This is a genomic window from Pseudarthrobacter sp. 1C304 (assembly GCF_052245515.1).
In the GTDB taxonomy this organism is placed as follows: Bacteria; Actinomycetota; Actinomycetes; order Actinomycetales; family Micrococcaceae; genus Arthrobacter.
In genome coordinates, this window is sequence record NZ_JBQQCH010000009.1 from 87931 (window position 1) to 106911 (window position 18981).

Genomic DNA, 18981 nt, shown 5'->3' on the forward strand with positions numbered 1-18981 from the left:
TTCGTTTCATACGGGGGTGGTGATGGTCCCGGCGAGGTTTTGCAGCTGGTAGATCCAGAGCATCCAGACCCCGGAGAGCATCAGGATTCCGACGAGGATGAGCAGCGAGCCGCCGATGATGTTGAACGTGCGGATGTGCCGGCGGATGAAGCCCAGGCTTCTGGTGACCCAGTTCAGGCCCAGCGCGACCAGAACAAAGGGGATTCCCAGCCCTAGGCAGTAGACGAATCCCAGCAGCGCCCCTCGCCAGGGATCCCCGGTGGTGGTGCTCAGGGCGAGGACGGCGCTGAGCGTCGGCCCCATGCATGGGGTCCATCCGAGGCCGAAGACGATACCCAGCAGCGGTGCCCCGGCGACGCCGGTCCTGGGCCGGAAAGACAGTTTCCGGGTGGTTTGGAGGAAGGAGAAACTCCCGGCCAGGACCATGCCCATCAGGACCACGAACACGCCCAGGGCGCGGATGAGGGTGTCCTGCCACTGCACCAGCCAGCCGCCGATGACACCAAAAGCGGCCCCGTACAGCGTGAACACGGCGGCAAAGCCCAGAATGAAAAGACCGACACCGGTTAGGACCCGACGCCGGTTATCCGGCTGTGACGGGTCGGTAAGCCCGGAGACGTAGCCCAAGTATCCCGGCACCAGCGGAAGGATGCACGGGGAGATAAACGACACAGTCCCGGCGGTCATGGCCAGTGGCATCGCCACCAGCAGCGCCCCGGACTGCACCATTTCGGCGAAAAATCCGCCAATGCTCATCAGTTTTTCTCCGGTCAGTATGTATAGCTTCGCCGCTCCGGCAGCAATCCGATCAGCCCCGTCAGCTCGCTCACGGCTGAGGTACAGGGGCCGTATCGTCCGTTTCGACGTTACAGTATCTCGACGATGACATCCTAAAACTGCGCTATCATCGTCTCATGACGATTGAATCTGTGGCTTCCGCGGATCCGTGCGGGCAACTTAGCCCAGCGGCGGCGCTGTTCCATTCCCTCAGTGACCCGACGCGCTTGAGCATCGTGCAGCGCATGGCCGGCGGTGAGGTCCGGGTCGGTGACCTGACCGGGGAGTTGGGCCTGGCCCAGTCCACGGTATCTGCGCACGTGGCGTGCCTGCGTGATTGCGGCCTGGTTGAAGGCCGGGTGCAGGGCCGCAGCGTCTATTACTCGCTGTCCCGCCCGGAACTGATGGACATGCTCGCACAGGCCGAGATCCTGCTTGCCGCTACGGGCAACGCAGTGAGCCTCTGTCCGAACTACGGCACCGGCAGCACCGGGGCCGCCGCCCTGACCAAGGAGAACGAACGATGAGTGACGCCTGCGGCTGCAGCGACGAAAAGACCGGGACCGAAGCGGTCGAAGAGGCCGAGGAAGCCGTCGGCTTCTGGCAGGTCACTGAGGTCCGGGCGGCAGCGGTGTCCGGTGTCCTGCTCCTCGCGGCGTGGATCGCGTCGCTGGCCGGCGGCCCCCAGTGGTTGACGCTTCCCCTGGAGATCGTCGCGCTGCTGGTAGCGGCCTGGACGTTCGTTCCTTCCACGCTCCGCCGCCTGTTCAAGGGCAAGATCGGGGTCGGGACCCTGATGACGATCGCCGCCGTCGGTGCCGTCGCCCTGGTGGAATTCGAGGAAGCGGCCATGCTGGCCTTCCTCTACGCGATCTCGGAAGGACTGGAGGAGTACTCCCTGGCGAAAACCCGCCGGGGCCTGCGCGCCCTGCTGGACCTTGTCCCGGCCGAGGCCACAGTCCTGCGCGGCGGAACCGAGGTCACTGTGGACCCGGCAGAACTCGTCCTCGGGGACCGCATGGTTGTCCGGCCCGGGGAACGTCTGGCTACCGACGGCAGGATCGTCACAGGCCGCACGTCCCTGGACACCTCGGCGCTGACCGGTGAGTCCGTCCCGGTCGAGGTTGGGCCGGGCAGCGAGGTTTACGCCGGGTCGATCAACGGCACCGGCCCGCTTGAAGTCGAAGTAACCAGTACCGCGGAAAACAACTCACTGGCCAGAATCGTGCATATTGTGGAGGCCGAGCAGTCCCGCAAGGGCCCCGGCCAGCGACTGGCTGACTCCATCGCCAAGAAGCTCGTCCCGGGCATCCTGATCGCCGCGGCCCTGATCATCGGCTTCGGCTTCATCGTCGGCGAACCCCTGCTGTGGTTCGAACGCGCCCTCGTCGTCCTGGTCGCGGCCTCACCCTGCGCCCTTGCCATCTCCGTTCCCGTCACGGTCGTCGCCTCCGTCGGTGCCGCCAGCCGCATCGGCGTGCTCATCAAGGGCGGCGGCGCCCTGGAGACCCTCGGCAAGATCCGCACCATCGCCCTGGACAAAACCGGCACCCTGACCCGGAACAAGCCCGCCGTGATCGATGTCGCCGCGGCCGGGACCGCCACCAAGGAACACGTCCTGGCCCTCGCGGCCGGCCTGGAGGCCCGCAGCGAACACCCGCTGGCCCGTGCCATCCTGGCCGCTGCCGACGAGCGGGCAGCTGTCACCGATGTCGACACCGTTCCCGGAGCAGGGCTGGAAGGACGGTTCGAAGGCAGGACCGTCCGTCTTGGCCGGCCGGGCTGGATCAACGCCGGGCCCCTTACCGCCGAGGTCGAACGGATGCAGCACGCCGGCGCGACCGCAGTCCTAATCGAAGAAGACGGCCAAGTCATCGGTGCGGTCGCGGTCCGCGACGAGCTGCGCCCCGAAGCCCGGGAAGTCATCGCCCGGCTCACCGCCTCCGGCTACACCACAGCCATGCTCACCGGTGACAACCTCATCACCGCCACCGCACTGGGCAAGGATGCCGGGATCACCGAAGTCCACGCTGACCTCCGGCCCGAGGACAAGGCCGACATCATCCGCACCCTCCAAACCCGGCAGCCCACCGCCATGGTCGGGGACGGAGTCAATGACGCCCCGGCCCTTGCGACCGCCGACAGCGGTATCGCCATGGGCGCGATGGGCACCGACGTCGCAATCGAAACCGCCGACATCGCCCTGATGGGCGAGGACCTGAACCACCTTCCCCAGGTCCTCGATCACGCCCGCAGGACCCGGTCCATCATGCTCCAGAACGTGGGATTGTCCCTGCTGCTGATCGCGGTGCTGATCCCGCTGGCACTGTTCGGTGCACTGGGCCTGGCCGCTGTCGTCCTCATTCACGAACTCGCCGAAATCGTGGTTATCGCCAACGGCGTCAGGGCAGGCCGGATCAGCCGCAAGACCATGTCCACCGCCAGCACACCGGCCCCGGCGCTGGAACCGGCAGCGTGAGCGCCGAAACCACGGAGTTGGACTCGCCCACCCGGCAGGCCAGACGGTCCAGGGCCGTGCTGCTTCTGGTGGCAGCAGTCCTGGCCGCGGCCGACCTGATCCTCAAAGCCGTCGCCGAAGCGCTGCTCTCCACCGGAGCGACGACCGATCTGGGCCCGATCAATATCCGGCTGCTCTATAACCGCGGCGTCGCCTTCAGCCTCGGCGCGGATCTTTCCCCGTGGATCGTCATCACCGCCACCGGCCTGATTATCGCGGCCCTGACCTGGTACACCGTCTCCTCCGCCCCATCCATGACCGGCCTCTCCAGGGCAGGGGCGGCCATGCTGCTGGGCGGAGCGGTCGGGAACTTCATCGACAGGCTCGACGGTCAGGGGGTCGTGGACTACCTGCATAGCGGATGGTTCCCCACCTTCAACCTCGCGGATGTGTTCGTCACCACCGGAGTAGCCCTCCTCGTTCTCGGCACCATCTTCCCCCGGCGCACGCGCAACGACCACTAAGGCAACCGGTGCTTCACGAACGGCCAAGCCGCCACGGTTTTGGTGACCTGCAGCGCCGACGTCAACAGAACAAATCAAAGTCCGCGTTAAGACATTTAAGTTTCAGATAGAACCAGCCCCGCCCAGCGCGACCAGGAAAGCATCCCGCTAATGACACAAGCTCCGCCAACCACCACCCCCACTGACGCCGCACGGAAAATACGCAGGGTCGTCTGGATCATCCTGGGAGCGGTCGTCGCCGCCGGCCTCGTCTGGTACGCGGTGTTTACCGCGACCAAGCCGCAACCGGCCGCCCTGCAGCCGGTCGTGGATGCGCAGCTGGTCAGGGAGGACAGCCACCGCGTCACGAACCCCGCCACGGAGAAGGCCCAACTTGTGGAGTTTCTGGACTTCGAATGTGAGTCTTGCCGTGCCGCCGAGCCCTTGGTGCAGGAGTTGAAGCAGGAGTACGGGGACAGGATCACGTTTGTTCACCGCTACTTCCCCCTGCCCGGGCACGCCAACTCCGGCACCGCGGCCCTCGCCGTCGAAGCCGCCGCCCAGCAAGGCAAGTACGAGCAAATGGCCGCCAAACTATTCGAGACCCAGTCACAATGGGGCGAAAAGCAGGACTCCCAAGCCCCACTGTTCCGGACCTATGCTGAAGAACTCAGCCTGGACATGGAAACGTACGACGCAGCCGTGGCCGCGGAAGAAACCAAGGAACGGATTCGTCGAGACATCGCTGACGGTAAAGCACTCGGCGTAACCGGCACGCCGACCTTCTTCCTCGACGGAGACAAGCTCACCCTCAACACAGAAGAGCAGTTCCGGCAGCTACTCGACGACGCCGTGAAGTAGCGCAATAACCTACCCTGTTAGGCCAGCGACTCTGCGCCATATCCGCGTCCGGAAACCCAGCGATTCACAAGGCATCGATTACTGAGACACTGCACCCGGCCGATCCACTAAGGAGACAAACGATGCTGGCGTCTGCTCAGTGCCTAAAGACTGAGTTGCCTTGCATGAAAGTCAAAGTGTTTTGTGGGATACGCGTAGACATCCCGGAGCGTCATCGCGGGAGCGAAGAAGGGATCCCACCGGTCCGGGAACGGCATTGACCTGGACAGCGAATCGCGACTCTCGCGCTTCAGGCTGCGGGTAATGGCGTTGATGGTCTTGTCGAGTTTCCGGGCCATCCGTCGCTCGTTGAAGTACAGCGCTGCACTCTTGGAGCCCCAGTAATTAATAACGTCGAAGGGGCGCGTGCCCGCGTTCAGGATTGCGGCGAAGGCCCTCCCGGCAGGTGCGGGGAGCCGGCTGATGAGATGGACCAACGGAAGCAGCGCGCGGACCACCATGTAGCCGAAAACCATGTGAAAGAGCAGCTCCTCATTGCTCCACTTCGTGCCGTTGCTCTTGCGGCGAAGCTCGGCGGTGCTGGCGCCCGCCAACCACTTACGGAGGTCAGCTCGTACTCGGCTGTATTCAGCCAAGATGTCCTCCTTGGTCGGTTCCATGTTCCCCTTCACCTCGCACCTTGCTCGTTTACATTCGCTCGCTGCGTTCGTTCAGAAGGCTACCGCCTCACTCGCCGTGGCCAGCCTGCAGCTACATCCGACAGCCACCTGCATCGCCTCAACTGGAACGTACGGGCGTCTCGCAACCCTTGGGATACGAGACGTCTCGCCAGGCCTCGCCGGGGCCGCGATGTCGGCGCCAGAATTCCTCTAATTCTCGGGAAAGTTCGCGGCGCCCGCGATTCTCATAACTACGTCTCGAAACCATCTGGTTGAATCGGTGTATTCGCTGTTAGTTATGAGACACCCTGAGAGCAGGCATGGCGAAACTGATCGGCTAGGCGCGCGTTTCGACGCGGCAGCAGTCCACTGACCGGCAGGAGGCAGACCTTCTGGCTGCCGGCGCCCGGCGGGATGACCTCTACATGGACCACGGCGTATCCGGCGCCCGGTCCTCGCGGCCGCAGTTCGACCGGGCACTGGACGAGCTGGTCGTGGGCGACACTCGTCATCACCACCCTGGACCGGCTAGGACGATCCACACAGAACATGCTCGCCTTCGCCGACGCACTCCGGACCCGCGGCGCCGGCCTCCGGGTCCTGAACCTGGGCGGGGGCGACGTTGATACCTCGACACCGATGGGGTCGATGCTGTTTACCGTCATGGCCGCACTCGCCCAGATGGAAAACGAGATCAAACGCGAACGCCTCACTGACTCAATCAGCAAACGGCGGCAAGCCGGGCTGGACCTCGGGGGCCGGCCCCGGCGGATCACGGACAGTCAGGTCCGCAGCGCGGTGCGCCTGGTCGAAGGGGGCGCTCCTGCTGCGCAGGTTGCCCGCGACCTCGGGATGTCCCGCGCGACGTTCTATAGACGCTCCCAAGCCCTCGTGCCCTAGAGGTCACAGCTGCCGCTCCATTGCCTCAAGCGACTCGATGCGATTCTGGGGCCTTAGCCCCGTTGGCCGCAGCTCTGGTTATGTCACCGACTCGCTCACACTCTTGCTCAGCAAGGACTCGGCTAGACCAGCGCCGCGACAAATGCGTGGTGGCTATCTGCCTCTGCGCGGTGCTGCCGCCTGGTAGACGACGGCGGCGGCAACGTCCCTCAGCTTGACGTTGCTGTTGCTGGACATCGTCTGCAGTCGGTCAAAGGCCTCTTCGCTGGTGCAACGGTGCTGAGCCATGAGAATGCCCTTGGCCTGCTCGATGCCGGCCCGGGACCTCATGGCTTCCTGCAGTTGCTCCACCTCTTTGCGCGCGGAGTGATAAAGGCTCGATGTCACCATGGTCGCTGCCGAGTACTCGGTGAAGCGCTGTTTCCGGTCGGCGTCAGACACATCCGGATCAGCACTGAGGTAAGCCAGGAGGCGGACGAGATCCTCGCGGTGCTCGGTCACGTCGCGTACCTCTTGCAGCAAAGCGACCACATGACCCTCCTCATCCAAAACCGGATTATTGACCGGGCTCCAGTACCGCTCCAGGAACGCGCCGGGGCGCCCAGGATCAGGGATGTCGAACCGATGAAGGAACATGCTGTCTCTCTGCCCGGTTCTCTTCACACGCTCAAGCGACTCGCGCATCACCCTGGCCGGTTCCTGCTCTGCCTGGAACGGGTTCTCGCCGAACACCTCGAAAGCCCGGTGCCCAACAAGATCAACGGAGGGGATTCCCACGAGGTCGACGAACGCGGGATTCACGGCGAGGATCACGTACTCGAGATCCATCAGCGAGTACGCCGACGACGTTGCCTCAAAGATGCCCCGAGCATATTCGTTGATCCGATCAACTGTTTTCCCCGACCCGCCCACGCCTGCACTGTCGTACTGTTCCATGTCGCCGCCCTCTCCCTACCCGGTACCTCAGCATCCTTTGTGCGGCATGGAACGGAAGCGTGGTGGGGTCCGAATTGACCTCTTATCGACGGTGTCAAAAGGATCGGGTTGCCGCGGGGAACCCCACCCCACAATCCTCTCATTGAGACAGATCATTTTCGGCTTACCAGGAGGATCAGAAGCTACCCTGATGAAGTAGTGTCTGCTGGGGCTATTCCGGTTCCCCAATTAGGCAGGCCTTTAGTGGGCCTCTTCGTAAGCTTTCATGATGTCCTGGCTAATGCGGCCGCGGGCGCTGGGGTTGTACCCGTTTGCCGCAGCCCACTCCCGGATCCGCTGCGTCTTTTCCCATCACCGGGATCTGGGGCCGGGCGGCTTCGACGGCGGCGCGGGTGCGGCGCTGTCCCATCAGGACGTGCACGGTGCCGTCGTCCGTGCTGTGGACGATCACCGGCTCCATCACGCCGTGTTCTTTGATGCTGGCGATGAAGTCAGGGGTCAGGGCCGCGTCTATGCGGACATTGACGTCGACGGTCAGGGTGGCCGGGTCGAGCATTTCGAGGGTGGTGTTGGTTTTCATGGTGGTGCTCCCTTTGCAGAGGGCTTGGGTGGGTGGGCCGGCTCAGGTGACCGGCCAGCTTCCCCTCTCCCCCGACGCTTCTATGTCTGTCTAGCGGTTGGAAAACACGAAGAGCGCTTCTATAGCGCGAGCGAAGCGAGGCCCTTTCAGCGGTTAAAGGGCTGAGGCCGGCAGGACCGGGGTTCCTTTCCCGCGCAGGTTCTGCAGGCGCAGAACGCGCCGCGGCGCCTGGTCCCGCCTTCCCAGGTTCGGGGCCGCCGCCCCGGCTCGCTAAGATGGATCAGATGACCAACTGCTGAAAGTAGTGCGCACATGCCATCCCATCCGGACGAGAGTGCGGCACTGGCAATACAGACCCCCGCGATCAACGACCGCTCCCTCGCGGCCGGGCTGGCGTACGCCATGGGGAGCCGCGTTTCCGGGATTTCCTTTGACGCCGCCACCGGGCTCATGCTCGGCAAGGTGCGCGGCGGTGCGCCCGCGCCGTACTCCACCACGGCGAAGCTGGTCCGGAAAGCGGGCGGCTGGAGCTGCACTGTCGGCGTCTGCAGCTGCCCGGTCCGGAAAGACTGCAAGCATGTGGCCGCACTGCTGTTCGCCGCCGAGGACAACCCGGCGACCCGGGTCCAGCTGCTGGCCCCGGCCGACGTCAGCAGGCTGTCCCGGCAGGCCGCGGCGCCGGAGGTCCCGGACTGGGAACAGGCGCTCAGCCCGCTCATCGCCCAGCCGGGCATCACCCCCTCCACCAACGGCACGCCGCTGGCTCTCCAGTTCGAGATTGAAGAACCCGCCCCGCACTTCTCCTACACCGGCCGCCGGGATCCGCTGCGCAGCGTCCGCCAGCTGAAGGCCCGGCCCGTCATCATGGGGGCCAAGGGCAAATGGATCCGCGGCGACGTCTCGTGGACCACCCTGAGCTACCTCAGCTACCGCCGCGAGTGCAACCAGGCACATGTCGAGTGGATGCAGGAGTTCCTCGCCTCGCACACCGCCCAGGCCAACCGCCAGCACGCCGGGACCGGCCTGTGGCTGGGCCTGAACACCTACGCCGGCAAGAACCTGTGGAGCCTTCTGGCTGAGGCGCGCAAGGTCGGCGTCGCCCTGGTCCACAGCCGGGGCTCCGAACCTGTGCGGCTCGTGGAGCAGCCAGCCGCCGTCGGGCTCAACCTCACCCGGTACGGGACCGCACCGGCCGCGGCCGAGGCCGGAGACGACGGCGGGCTGTCGCTCGCCCCCACCATCACGGTCGAGGGGGAAGTGGTGGACCCAGCCTCCGTCGGGACCATCGGCCGCCCGGCCCACGGGATCTTCCTGACGTCCGGGGCGGATACCCTGCCCGGCGTGGCACCGGGAGACGCCGTCATCACGCTCGCTCCGCTGGAAGGCGGCCTCAGCGAAGAGCTACTGAGTTTCGTGACGGCGGGAACCACGCTGCACATTCCGGCCCGCGACGAGAGCCGCTTCCTTACCGGCTTCTACCCGAAGCTCAAGCAGAGCGCCCGCGTCACGGCCTCCGACGAATCCGTGGAACTGCCCCAGCTGGCCGTCCCCACCCTGTCCCTGCTGGCGAACTACGGCGCGGGCCACCGGGTCCGGCTGCACTGGGAATGGCACTACACCTCCGGCACACACGTCACGGCCCAGCCGCTGTGGCGCCACCCCGGCGACCACGGCTACCGGGACGACCCCGCCGAGGCCCGCATCCTGGACGCCGTGGGGCAGCCCTGGGACGTGGTGCCGGCGCTGGGCGAATCCGCCACGGGCGGCTGGGGAACCCCGCGGCTGGCAGCGACAGCCGAACTCAGCGGCCTCGACACGCTGGCCTTTACCGAGGAGCTGCTCCCTGCGCTCCGCGAGGTTCCCGGCGTTTCGGTGGACACCTCCGGCGAGATTGCCGACTACCGGGAGGCCGAGGAGGCCCCGGTGGTGTCCATCTCCACCAAGGCCACCGAGCAGCGGGACTGGTTCGACCTCGGCATCCAGATCTCCCTGGAGGGCCAGCCGGTGTCCTTCGCGGCCGTATTCTCGGCGCTGGCAGCCGGCCAGACCAAGATGCTGCTCCCCAGCGGCGCCTACTTCTCCCTTGACCTGCCCGAACTGCACCAGCTCCGCGCCCTGATTGAGGAGGCCCGGGAGCTGCAGGACAACAAGGACGCGCCCCTGCAGATCAGCCGCTTCCAGGCCGGCCTCTGGGACGAACTGGCCCAGCTCGGCATCGTGGACCAGCAGGCCGCGGCGTGGCGTGAGGCTGTCGGCGGGCTGCTGGAGGGCGGCGTGAAGGGCCTGCCACTGCCGACAACGCTCAACGCCGAGCTCCGCCCGTACCAGCTGGAAGGCTTCAACTGGCTCAGTTTCCTCTACCGCCACGGGCTGGGCGGGGTGCTGGCCGACGACATGGGCCTGGGCAAAACGGTGCAGGCCCTGGCACTGATTTGCGCCGCCAAGGAAGCAGCCAGGAATCCGGACGCAGCGCCCGACGGCGGTGCTGCCGCCGGCACTGTCCCGGAGGGTGCGCCGCCGGCCGCTGCCCCCCATGCGCCGTTCCTGGTGGTGGCCCCCACGAGCGTGGTGGGCAACTGGGATGCCGAGACGGCCCGGTTCGCCCCCGGCCTCACGGTGCGGGCCATCGGCGAGACTTTTGCCAAGAGCGGCTCGGACCCGGCGGAGGCGATGGCCGGCGCGGACATCGTCATCACCTCCTACGCCCTGTTCCGGATCGACTACGAGGCCTACGCGTCCAAGGAATGGGCCGGGCTGGTCCTCGACGAGGCCCAGTTCGTCAAAAACCACCAGTCCAAGGCCTACCAGTGCGCGCGGAAGCTTCCGGCGGCGTTCAAGCTCGCCATCACCGGCACCCCGCTGGAGAACAACCTCATGGAGTTCTGGGCGCTGACCTCGATTGTGGCGCCCGGGCTATTCTCCAGCCCCAAGCGGTTCGCCGAGTACTACCAGAAGCCGGTGGAGAAGAACGGTGACAAAGCACAGCTGGACAAGCTCCGGCGCCGGGTCCGTCCGCTGATGATGCGTCGCACCAAGGAGCAGGTCATCCACGACCTGCCGCCGAAGCAGGAACAGATCCTCGAAGTGGTGCTGAACCCGCGGCACCAGAAGGTCTACCAGACGCACCTGCAGCGGGAGCGCCAGAAGATCCTGGGCCTGATCGATGATGTCAACAAGAACCGTTTCACCATCTTCCAGTCCCTCACCCTGCTGCGGCAGCTCAGCCTGGACCCGTCGCTGATCGACCCCTCGCTGTCCGGCGTCCGGTCCAGCAAGCTCGATGTCCTCTTCGAGCAGCTGGAGGACCTCGTGGCGGAAGGCCACCGCGCCCTGATCTTCAGCCAGTTCACCGGTTTCCTGGGCAAGGTCCGCGAGCGGCTGGTCGAGGAGAACATCGAGTTCTGCTACCTCGACGGCGGAACCCGGAACCGCTCCGACGTCGTCAATGAGTTCAAGAACGGCGCCGCCCCGGTGTTCCTGATCAGCCTCAAGGCCGGCGGGTTCGGCCTGAACCTGACCGAGGCGGACTACGTGTTCCTGCTGGACCCGTGGTGGAACCCGGCTTCGGAGGCGCAGGCCGTGGACCGCACGCACCGGATCGGGCAGGCCCGGAACGTGATGGTCTACCGGCTGGTTGCGAAGGACACCATCGAGGAGAAGGTGATGGCGCTCAAGGCCCGGAAGTCCCAGCTCTTCGCCGACGTCATGTCCGGCGACGCGCTCACCGGCGGAGCGCTCACCGCGGAGGACCTGGCCGGTCTGTTCACCGACTGACCCGCCTCCGTTAGCAGCAACGCGGGGTCACTAGGCGCCGATGAATCCCTCAAGGATGGGCCGCATCTGACCCCGCGTTGCGGGAGCTGCGGTCAGTCCGCGTGGACACCGCCGGCCGCTGACCGGAGCCGGGCCAGCAGCGTCGCGGCGAGCATCGCCGTTGCCACTTCGACCGCGATGATTGCCAGCATCGCTCCGGCACCCGAGGTCGCCGCCCCAGGTGCCGGCGCGGCAGCATGGCTGATGTGGCCCTGCTGCCCGGCGCCGAGCAGCAGAACCGCGTGCACGCCGGTCATCGCCAGCGCCGAGGCCATTACCCGGCGCAGCGCGCCGGCGCGTCCGTGGCGCCAGATATGCACGGCGCACGGGAGGCACACCGCCACCATTGCGAGCATCAGCAGGTTCAGCCAGATCCCGTGCTGGCTCCCGGTGACCAGCCACAGGTGCGCCAGACACGACGCCGCCGTGGCGGCTGCGCAGATCCGGGAATGGACGGCGGGTGCGGCCCCGCCGCCCAGACTGATGGCGGCACTCACGGCGTCAGCCTAGCTGTGGCAGTGTCCGCCGCCGGCCGGCTGTGCACTCGCGGGCACATCCAGCACGGGACTGCGGTCGAAGAACCCCTCGGGCCGGAGCTTGAAGCCCACCGTGTCCACGGGCATGATGGGCCAGTCCTCGACCCGGGGGAAGTGCGTCAGCCCGAAGGTGTGCCACACCACGATGTCCTGGCCGTCGATGTCCCGGTCCTGGGCGATGTAGGCCGGCAGGCCCGCCCCGCCGGTGTGCTGGTTGACGAAGTCCCCGGTGGGGTACCGCTCCTCCTCCGCGAACCGTGTGACCCACAGGTCCTTGGTGGCAAAAGCGGCGCGCCGGGCGATGGAGGACTCCGGGTCGGCGAGCAGGGTGGGCTGGCCCTGTGCGTGCAGCTTGTAGCCCACTGGTTCACCCAGGCGGTTGCGTGATTCCGGGTTGGAGATGATCCATGTCCTGCCGCTGCGCGCGTCGGCTTCCCGGACGGCTTCCGATTCCCGCGCCAGGACTGTCCGCTTCCGGGAGAACGCGTTGCCGCGCTCGTTGCCCGCGCCCATGGCCTGGCGGACCACGTCCTCCTCCTCGACGCGGTTGGTGAAACCGTCGATCGCCATGTCCAGTCGGGCACTGAAGAGGTGCTGGTGGAAGGGTGCCCCCAGGCCGGGGGCCATCTGGGAGATGTTGTCCGAGCCCCCCTCTGGGAAAGCGGAGGTGAAGACCACGCCGGTGGCTTTGGCCTCGAACTCGATGGTGCCGTCGAGGTAGAGGTACCAGTAGAAGCCGTAGTCGTAGTTGCCGACGGTGGTGAAGAAGGAGATCACCAGGCGGCGGTTGCGGCGGGTGTAGTTGATGCCGCTCCACAGGTCGCTGTGCTTCGCCAAGATGCCCCAGTCCTCCTCGTGCATGCAGATGCCGTTGCGGATTTCCCGGGCATTGCCGAAGGCGTCGCTGATGATGGGGCTGAGGTAGGTGATCTCGCCGAGGCAGTCGCAGCCCAGCTCCAGGGAGTTCGCGTACTGGCCCACGAGGTATTCGCCGGTGTCGAAGTAGTTCTGCCATGACCGGACCGGCGACGGGTCCCCATAGGGGACCACCATCTCGGCGATGGATGCGCGGTTGATGATGGGACGCACGCGGTCGCCGTCCCGGAAGGCCAGGTTGTGCAGCACCACGCCTTCCCGGACATCGAAGCCGACGTCCACGCTCCACTTCTCCCATTCAACGTGGTTGCCGCCGGTGACTGTGAAGCTGGGCCCCTCGGGCTGGGTGATATTGATGGGCTTCTGCGTGGTGCGCAGCGGGCCGGTCAGTTCCGGATCCGTGTAGTTACCGTGCTCGGCCGGAATCGGGAAGACGCCGGCGTCCAGTACTTGTGTGACTTCCTTGCTGACGACGTCGACGTACGCCACAAGACCGTCCACGGGGTGCGCCCAGGCGCTGTCCTCGGGGAAGTCCTGCACGAAGGCCAGTCCGCGGAGGATCCGGCGCCCCCTCTCCTCCGGGTATTCGAAGACACCGGCGGACAGCGGGGCAACCCGGACCTTGCGGACGTCCAGGCCGCGGCTGGCCAGGGCCTTGAGCCACCGCCCGTCCGCGGCCAGGAGTGCCTCGACCACCTCGAACTCCTCCTCCAGAACGGGGAGCTCGCCGGTCGCCGTTGTGTCGAGTTCGACGGCGGAAATCACCGTGCCGCTGGACACCGAGACGGTTATGTCAGCCGGCCGCCCTCCCGCGATGTCATGGACGAAGACCCGGAACCGGCGTTCGTCGGTGCCTGCCGGCGCATTCCTGGCGGGGTCCACCAGGCCCAGGTATGCGATTCGCTTGGCCTCTCCGAGGAATCCCGCTGTACGCAGAATGGCCTGGACGGCGGAGATTTCGGCGCCCGTGGCGAGGCTGTAAGCGTTGGAAGGAATAGACGCGGTGCGGATGTCGGCTGGTGCGGTCATGATGACGGCCTTCGTTCGGGGACCCCGGCGGGTCGGAACTTTATTTTCTATAGTTGTAGAGAATACGGAAATGTAAGCTGTGCCACAAGAGTTTGATGCAAATGATTCGGGGAGCAGTACGGTGCCAAAGATCGTCAATCACGACCAGCGGCGGCTCGAGCTCGTCGACGCCACATGGCGGACCATCGCCAGACTGGGGATCGAAAGCGCCACCATGCGGGAAATCGCCCTCGAAGCCGGTTTTGCAAACGGCGCCCTCAAGCCGTACTTCCCCACCAAGGACGACCTGCTCACCTTCGCATTCGGGCACGTCTTCAACCGCACCAACGAGCGCATCCGGGAGGTTACCGCCGGGCAGACCGGACTCGCAGCGCTCCGGTTTTTTTGCCTCGAGGTGCTGCCGCTCGACGAGGAGCGGATCAACGAGGCCCGGATTGTCATCCCGTTCTGGCAGAAGGCCATCAACGACCCCCACAAGGCCCGGATCCACCGCGACTCGATGGAACAGTGGCTGGCGGCGATGCGGCAGTTCCTTGCCGAGGCCCGCCAGGCCGGCGCCGTCACCACCACGGTCGGCGACACAGCCCTGGCCGGGCAGCTGCTCAACCTGCTCCTCGGCGCGCAGGTCGCGGCGGCACTCGCCCCGGACGGCCAGGTGGAGCTGGGGCTGGCCGACCAGCTGGAGGGATTCCTCACCCTGCTGGCCCGCTGAGCCCGCCCTCCCGTTTTTATTCGCCGGGTGTCGAAAAAAGATGACACGGGCCGGGCGCGGCGCTACCCTGAAAGGACTGTGTCCCACGACACAGTCCTTTCGAATTACGACGGCGTCAGGATTCTTTATGACCGCAGTTGCAGCCCGCCCCTCGCTCCGTCCGGCCGGGCAGGACGTCCGCAGCAGCACGGCAGCATCTTTCGACCACTGGAAGCACCTCGTTGCGGAGTCGTTCGTTCCGCTGGCAACCTCGAGCGACGACGCGGACAACTTCCGCGGCCGCATGCGGGCCCGGCGGCTGGACCGTATGGCCGTCGTCGAGGTCTCCTCCACCAGCCATGAGGTCCACCGCACGCCGGCGCTGATTGCGCAGTCCAACCAGCGCTATTTCAAGCTTAATCTGCAGCTGCAGGGCACCGGGCTCCTCATCCAGGACAACCGCGAGGCGGTCCTGCAGCCGGGAGATCTCTCCATCTACGACACCAGCCGCCCCTACACGCTCGCCTTTGAGGGCGACGCCCGGCTCATGGTGGTCATGTTTCCCTGGGACGCGTTGTCCCTCCCGCCCGACTGCGTCGCGCAGCTTTCGGCCGTACGGATGGCGTCCGACGGCGGCCTCGCCGCGATCGTGGGTCCGTTCATTGCCCACCTCGCGGAGAACCTGGATGCGCTCAGCGGCCCCAGCGGGTCCCGTCTGGCCGCCAATGCCCTCGATCTCGTGTCCACCATGCTCCATTCGGAGCTGGACATCTCCGCCGACCGCATGCGGCCGCAATCCCTGCTGGCGGCCTCTGCCCGCGAATATATCGACGCCCATCTGGCCGATCCGCTGCTCTCGCCCGCTTCGATCGCGGCCGCCCACTTCATCTCCACTCGTCACCTGCACAACGTCTTCCATGAATCCGGCTCCACCGTCGCGAGTTGGATCAGGACCCAGCGACTGGAAGGTGCGCGCCGCGAACTGCGGGATCCGCTTCACGCCGGAAAGTCCGTAGGTGCTGTCGCCGCCCGGTGGGGCTTCCTGGACGCGGCACACTTCAGCCGTTCCTTTCGTGATGCCTTCGGCGTCTCCCCGAGCGACTGGCGGCGCGGCGCCTGAACCGGCCCCGGGGCCCTCTGCCGCCGTCGGCAAAATGGCAGGAGGGGCGGCGCCGGGCTGATCCGGCACCGCCCCTCCTGCGTCCGCGGCCGGAGACTACACGGCGGCGGCGCCTACGCGCACGGCCTTGCGCTCCAGAGCAGCTTCCACGAGCACACCGGCAACAAACACCACCGGGACTGCCAGCAGGAGGGCACCCGCCGTTTCGGCGCTGCCGCCAATCAGTGCGGTGAAGTTGCTGACCACCAGGGACAGGACCCAGCCCAGCAGCACCGCGGCGAGCGCCGGCGCCACCGCCGTCTGCCAGAGCTGGCCCGGCACCCTCTCACGCCGGAAATATGCGACGACGGCCAGGGAGCAGAGCATGTACAGCACCAGGAGCGCCGCGACGGCCAGCCCACTGAACCAGGAAAAGAGTGTCAGGACAGGGTCCAGGGACAGCACAGCGAAGGGCGCCACCAGTAGGAGCGCAATGCCGGTCTGGATCCGCGCGGCTACTTCCGGGGCTTTGTGCCGGTTGGTCCGGGAAACGATTCGGGGCATCGAACCGCGCAGTGCCAGCGAATGGAGGTAGCGGTTGATTCCATTGTGGAAGGCGATGATGCCTGCCAGCAGGGAAGTCACCAGCAGGACCCCGGTGACTGTTCCAGCCCACGGCCCGAACAGCTCCACCATCGGCGTCAGCACGAACGAGGTGGAATCGCCCGATTCGAGGGCCGCGCCGGCGGCGTCAACGACCTGGGACGGGCCGTAGTAGCTGACCAGCATCCACGAAATGAAGGAGAAGAACACAGCGATCACACCCACGGACACGTACGTGGCGCGGGCAACCGTGCGGTGGGCGTCCTTCGCTTCGGCGGAATAGATCGCCGTGGATTCGAAGCCGAACATGGAGGCGACGGCGAACATGATGGCCACGCCGGGCGCCCCTGCCCCGATAGCCGCGGGAGAGAAGGACGCCGCCAGGCTGATGCCCTCCGGCCCGCCGCCCCGCAACAGCACGGTGAACCCGAACATCAGCAGGATGGCGACCTCCAGCCCCACGAGCACCGCGAGGACCCTTGCCCCGAGCTCGATGTTGAGGGATCCCAATACCTGCACGCCCGCCATGGTGACCACAGCCAGCAGCCACCACGGAACCATGATCCCGGCGGACCCGAGGAGCCCCGCGAACGCCGCGCCGTACAGCCCGTACATGGCGGCCTGGACCGTGCTGTACGCGAGGAGCGCGAGCCACGCGGCTCCCGCTCCGGTCTTCCGCCCGAAGGCGGCCGTCACATACGCGTAGAAGGCGCCGTTGGCCTGGATCTTCCGGCTCATCGCGACGAACCCGACGGCAAAGACCACAATGACAATGCCCACCACCAAGTAGGCGCCGGGGGCGCCGGCGCCGTTGCCGAGGGCCGTGGCCAGCGGCGTTGCGCCGACCATTCCGGTCAGCGGCGCCTGGGCTGACAGGACAAAGAAAAGAATGCCCATAACGCCAACGCTGCCGGCGCGCAGCGCAGTGGAGTGCTCCGGGCGGGGACTGGACGCTGCCGTCCGGGACGTGGAATTTGAAATACTCATCGGATCCTTCTTACTTAACGGTCATGAGTCTGGGATATGGCGGCGTCTGGCACCGTGGCATTCAGCCTTGCAGGTGACACCCATCACTTTTTTGTCGATCAGCGACCGGTTGTTGTTCCCCAGCGCAACGGATCCGGCGCAGGGGCAATCCTTCGCAGTGGGTCAACGGCACTTCGCGCAAAGACAAGACTGCAGGTCCGGGATCGGGGGAAACTCGGAGATGTCCCAAGCGCCTCAACTACTCGATGTGGAGTACCCATGGAAACCTACGATGCCCTCCTGGCCGCGATCGCCCCGGCGTCCGGCGAAACGCGGACCATCCTCGACCCTGCGACCGGTACCGCCATCGGCGAAGCGCCGGTCCACACCGCCCAAGATCTTGAACGGGCCGTCGCCGCGGCCTCAGCCGCGCAGCCGGCCTGGGCCGCACTGGGTCACGACGCCCGGTCCGCCGCCCTCCTGCGGGCCGCCGACGCCGTCGAACGCTCCGCCGAGGAACTGGCCCGCCTGCTCTCCCGCGAGCAGGGCAAGCCGCTCAACGGTCCCAACGCCCGCTTCGAGGTCGGCGCCTGTGCCGCGTGGCTCCGCGTCGCCGCGGCCACCGCACTGGACCCGGAAACCGTGGTGGACGACGGCGAGACCCGCGCCGAACTGCACTACCGGCCCATCGGCGTCGTCGGCGCAATCGGCCCCTGGAACTGGCCCATGATGATCACCGTCTGGCAGCTCGCCCCCGCCCTGCGGATGGGCAACTCCGTGGTGGTGAAACCTTCGGAATACACGCCCCTGTCCGTCCTGGCCCTCGTCCATGTCCTGAACCAGGAACTCCCCGAAGACATCCTGTCGGTGGTCTCGGGCGGCCGTGACGTCGGTGAAGCTCTGGCCGGACACCCCGGCATCGGCAAGGTCATGTTCACCGGCTCCACCGCCACCGGCAAGGCCATCATTAAGTCCTCCGCCGACACCGTCAAGCGCCTCACCCTGGAACTCGGCGGCAACGACGCCGGCATCGTCCTGCCCGACGCCGATCCCGCGGCCATCGCCGAAGACCTGTTTTGGGGCGCGTTCATCAACACCGGCCAGACCTGCGCCGCGCTCAAACGCCTCTACGTGCACGAGGACATCTACGATGCGGTCTGCGCCGCACTCACCAAGGTCGCCGCCACCATGCCGATGGGCAACGGGCTGGACGAGAACAATGTCCTCGGCCCGCTGCAGAACAGGCAGCAGTACGACGTCGTGTCCCGGCTGGTGGAAGCGGCCCGGGATTCCGGGGCCAGGATTCTCCTGGGCGGCAACCCGGACGCCGGCCAGCCCGGCCACTTCTATCCCGCCACCCTGGTGGCCGACATCGACAACACCAACCCGCTGGTCGCGGAGGAACAGTTCGGCCCCGCTCTCCCGATCATCCGTTACAGCTCAGTGGACGAGGCGGTCACCATGGCGAACGCGCTCGACGTCGGACTGGGCGCCTCCGTCTGGTCCGCCGACGCGGCGGAAGCCCGCAAAGTCGCTTCCCGGCTCGAGGCCGGCACTGTCTGGATCAACAAGCACGGCGCCGTGGACCCGCGCATCCCCTTCGGCGGCGCCAAGCAGTCGGGCTACGGACTGGAGTTCGGCGTCGAAGGCCTGAAGGCCCTGGGGATTCCGCAGGTGATCAACGGCTGACTGGA

General features: G+C 66.4%; 15 protein-coding genes and 2 pseudogenes. 9 read left to right on the forward strand and 8 right to left on the reverse strand.

Annotation, left to right across the window (positions count from 1 at the left end; all coding sequences use genetic code 11):
• Positions 1 to 6 precede the first annotated feature (6 nt).
• The gene (locus tag ACTWQD_RS15665) at positions 7 to 756 is read right to left on the reverse strand and encodes a cytochrome c biogenesis CcdA family protein (protein ID WP_443197047.1); all 750 of its coding nucleotides are present in this window, start codon (positions 754 to 756) and stop codon (positions 7 to 9) included.
• A 158-nt stretch (positions 757 to 914) separates the two neighbouring features.
• Here ACTWQD_RS15665 and ACTWQD_RS15670 point away from each other — a divergent pair, with 158 nt between their 5' ends.
• From ACTWQD_RS15670 to ACTWQD_RS15685, 4 genes are all read left to right on the forward strand, one after another.
• A complete protein-coding gene (locus ACTWQD_RS15670) occupies positions 915 to 1304 on the forward strand; it encodes an ArsR/SmtB family transcription factor (RefSeq protein WP_443197048.1) in 390 nt (129 codons plus the stop codon).
• On the forward strand, positions 1301 to 3256 hold the full coding sequence (locus ACTWQD_RS15675) for a heavy metal translocating P-type ATPase (RefSeq protein WP_443197049.1): 1956 nt from the start codon (positions 1301 to 1303) through the stop codon (positions 3254 to 3256). Before ACTWQD_RS15670 ends, ACTWQD_RS15675 begins: the two co-directional genes overlap by 4 nt.
• Complete coding sequence (lspA, locus tag ACTWQD_RS15680) at positions 3253 to 3759, forward strand: signal peptidase II (RefSeq protein WP_443197050.1); 507 nt, start codon at positions 3253 to 3255, stop codon at positions 3757 to 3759. Before ACTWQD_RS15675 ends, lspA begins: the two co-directional genes overlap by 4 nt.
• A gap of 150 nt (positions 3760 to 3909) precedes the next feature.
• Positions 3910 to 4599, forward strand: a complete 690-nt coding sequence (locus ACTWQD_RS15685) for a DsbA family protein (protein ID WP_443197051.1) — start codon at positions 3910 to 3912, stop codon at positions 4597 to 4599.
• Positions 4600 to 4742: 143 nt separating this feature from the next.
• Here ACTWQD_RS15685 and ACTWQD_RS15690 read toward each other — a convergent pair whose 3' ends face one another.
• Positions 4743 to 5258 (reverse strand): DinB family protein, encoded by a 516-nt coding sequence (locus ACTWQD_RS15690; RefSeq protein WP_443197052.1) that lies wholly within the window; start codon positions 5256 to 5258, stop codon positions 4743 to 4745.
• A 320-nt stretch (positions 5259 to 5578) separates the two neighbouring features.
• Here ACTWQD_RS15690 and ACTWQD_RS15695 point away from each other — a divergent pair.
• Positions 5579 to 6158: pseudogene (locus tag ACTWQD_RS15695) on the forward strand (recombinase family protein).
• Between the two features lie 153 nt (positions 6159 to 6311).
• Here ACTWQD_RS15695 and ACTWQD_RS15700 read toward each other — a convergent pair.
• The 3 genes and pseudogenes from ACTWQD_RS15700 to ACTWQD_RS15710 form a co-directional block, all read right to left on the reverse strand.
• Positions 6312 to 7094 (reverse strand): ANTAR domain-containing protein, encoded by a 783-nt coding sequence (locus tag ACTWQD_RS15700; protein WP_443197053.1) that lies wholly within the window; start codon positions 7092 to 7094, stop codon positions 6312 to 6314.
• 240 nt (positions 7095 to 7334) lie between these two features.
• The gene (locus ACTWQD_RS15705; RefSeq protein WP_443197137.1) at positions 7335 to 7427 is read right to left on the reverse strand and encodes an Lsr2 family DNA-binding protein; all 93 of its coding nucleotides are present in this window, start codon (positions 7425 to 7427) and stop codon (positions 7335 to 7337) included.
• Positions 7426 to 7674: pseudogene (locus ACTWQD_RS15710) on the reverse strand (ParB/RepB/Spo0J family partition protein); the annotation flags it as partial. The pseudogene ACTWQD_RS15710 and the gene ACTWQD_RS15705, both read right to left, overlap by 2 nt.
• 312 nt (positions 7675 to 7986) lie before the next feature.
• Here ACTWQD_RS15710 and ACTWQD_RS15715 point away from each other — a divergent pair.
• Positions 7987 to 11448, forward strand: a complete 3462-nt coding sequence (locus ACTWQD_RS15715; protein WP_443197054.1) for a DEAD/DEAH box helicase — start codon at positions 7987 to 7989, stop codon at positions 11446 to 11448.
• 92 nt (positions 11449 to 11540) lie between these two features.
• Here ACTWQD_RS15715 and ACTWQD_RS15720 read toward each other — a convergent pair whose 3' ends face one another.
• Both ACTWQD_RS15720 and ACTWQD_RS15725 read right to left on the reverse strand, forming a co-directional pair.
• A complete protein-coding gene (locus tag ACTWQD_RS15720) occupies positions 11541 to 11984 on the reverse strand; it encodes a hypothetical protein (RefSeq protein WP_443197055.1) in 444 nt (147 codons plus the stop codon).
• 9 nt (positions 11985 to 11993) lie between these two features.
• Positions 11994 to 13928: a primary-amine oxidase gene (locus tag ACTWQD_RS15725; protein ID WP_443197056.1), complete on the reverse strand. Its 1935-nt coding sequence runs from the start codon at positions 13926 to 13928 to the stop codon at positions 11994 to 11996.
• A 121-nt stretch (positions 13929 to 14049) separates the two neighbouring features.
• On the opposite strand from ACTWQD_RS15725, the gene ACTWQD_RS15730 reads away from it, so the two are divergent.
• Together ACTWQD_RS15730 and ACTWQD_RS15735 are read left to right on the forward strand one after the other, a co-directional pair.
• Positions 14050 to 14640 carry a TetR/AcrR family transcriptional regulator gene (locus ACTWQD_RS15730; protein WP_443197057.1) on the forward strand — a complete coding sequence of 197 codons (591 nt, stop codon included), beginning with the start codon at positions 14050 to 14052 and terminating at the stop codon, positions 14638 to 14640.
• 127 nt (positions 14641 to 14767) lie between these two features.
• Positions 14768 to 15739 carry an AraC-like ligand-binding domain-containing protein gene (locus tag ACTWQD_RS15735; RefSeq protein ID WP_443197058.1) on the forward strand — a complete coding sequence of 324 codons (972 nt, stop codon included), beginning with the start codon at positions 14768 to 14770 and terminating at the stop codon, positions 15737 to 15739.
• 96 nt (positions 15740 to 15835) lie between these two features.
• Here the strand turns inward: ACTWQD_RS15735 and ACTWQD_RS15740 are convergent, their stop codons facing one another.
• A complete protein-coding gene (locus ACTWQD_RS15740) occupies positions 15836 to 17308 on the reverse strand; it encodes an APC family permease (protein WP_443197059.1) in 1473 nt (490 codons plus the stop codon).
• Between the two features lie 258 nt (positions 17309 to 17566).
• Between ACTWQD_RS15740 and ACTWQD_RS15745 the strand changes: the two genes are divergently transcribed.
• A complete protein-coding gene (locus ACTWQD_RS15745) occupies positions 17567 to 18976 on the forward strand; it encodes an aldehyde dehydrogenase family protein (RefSeq protein ID WP_443197060.1) in 1410 nt (469 codons plus the stop codon).
• Positions 18977 to 18981 lie beyond the last annotated feature (5 nt).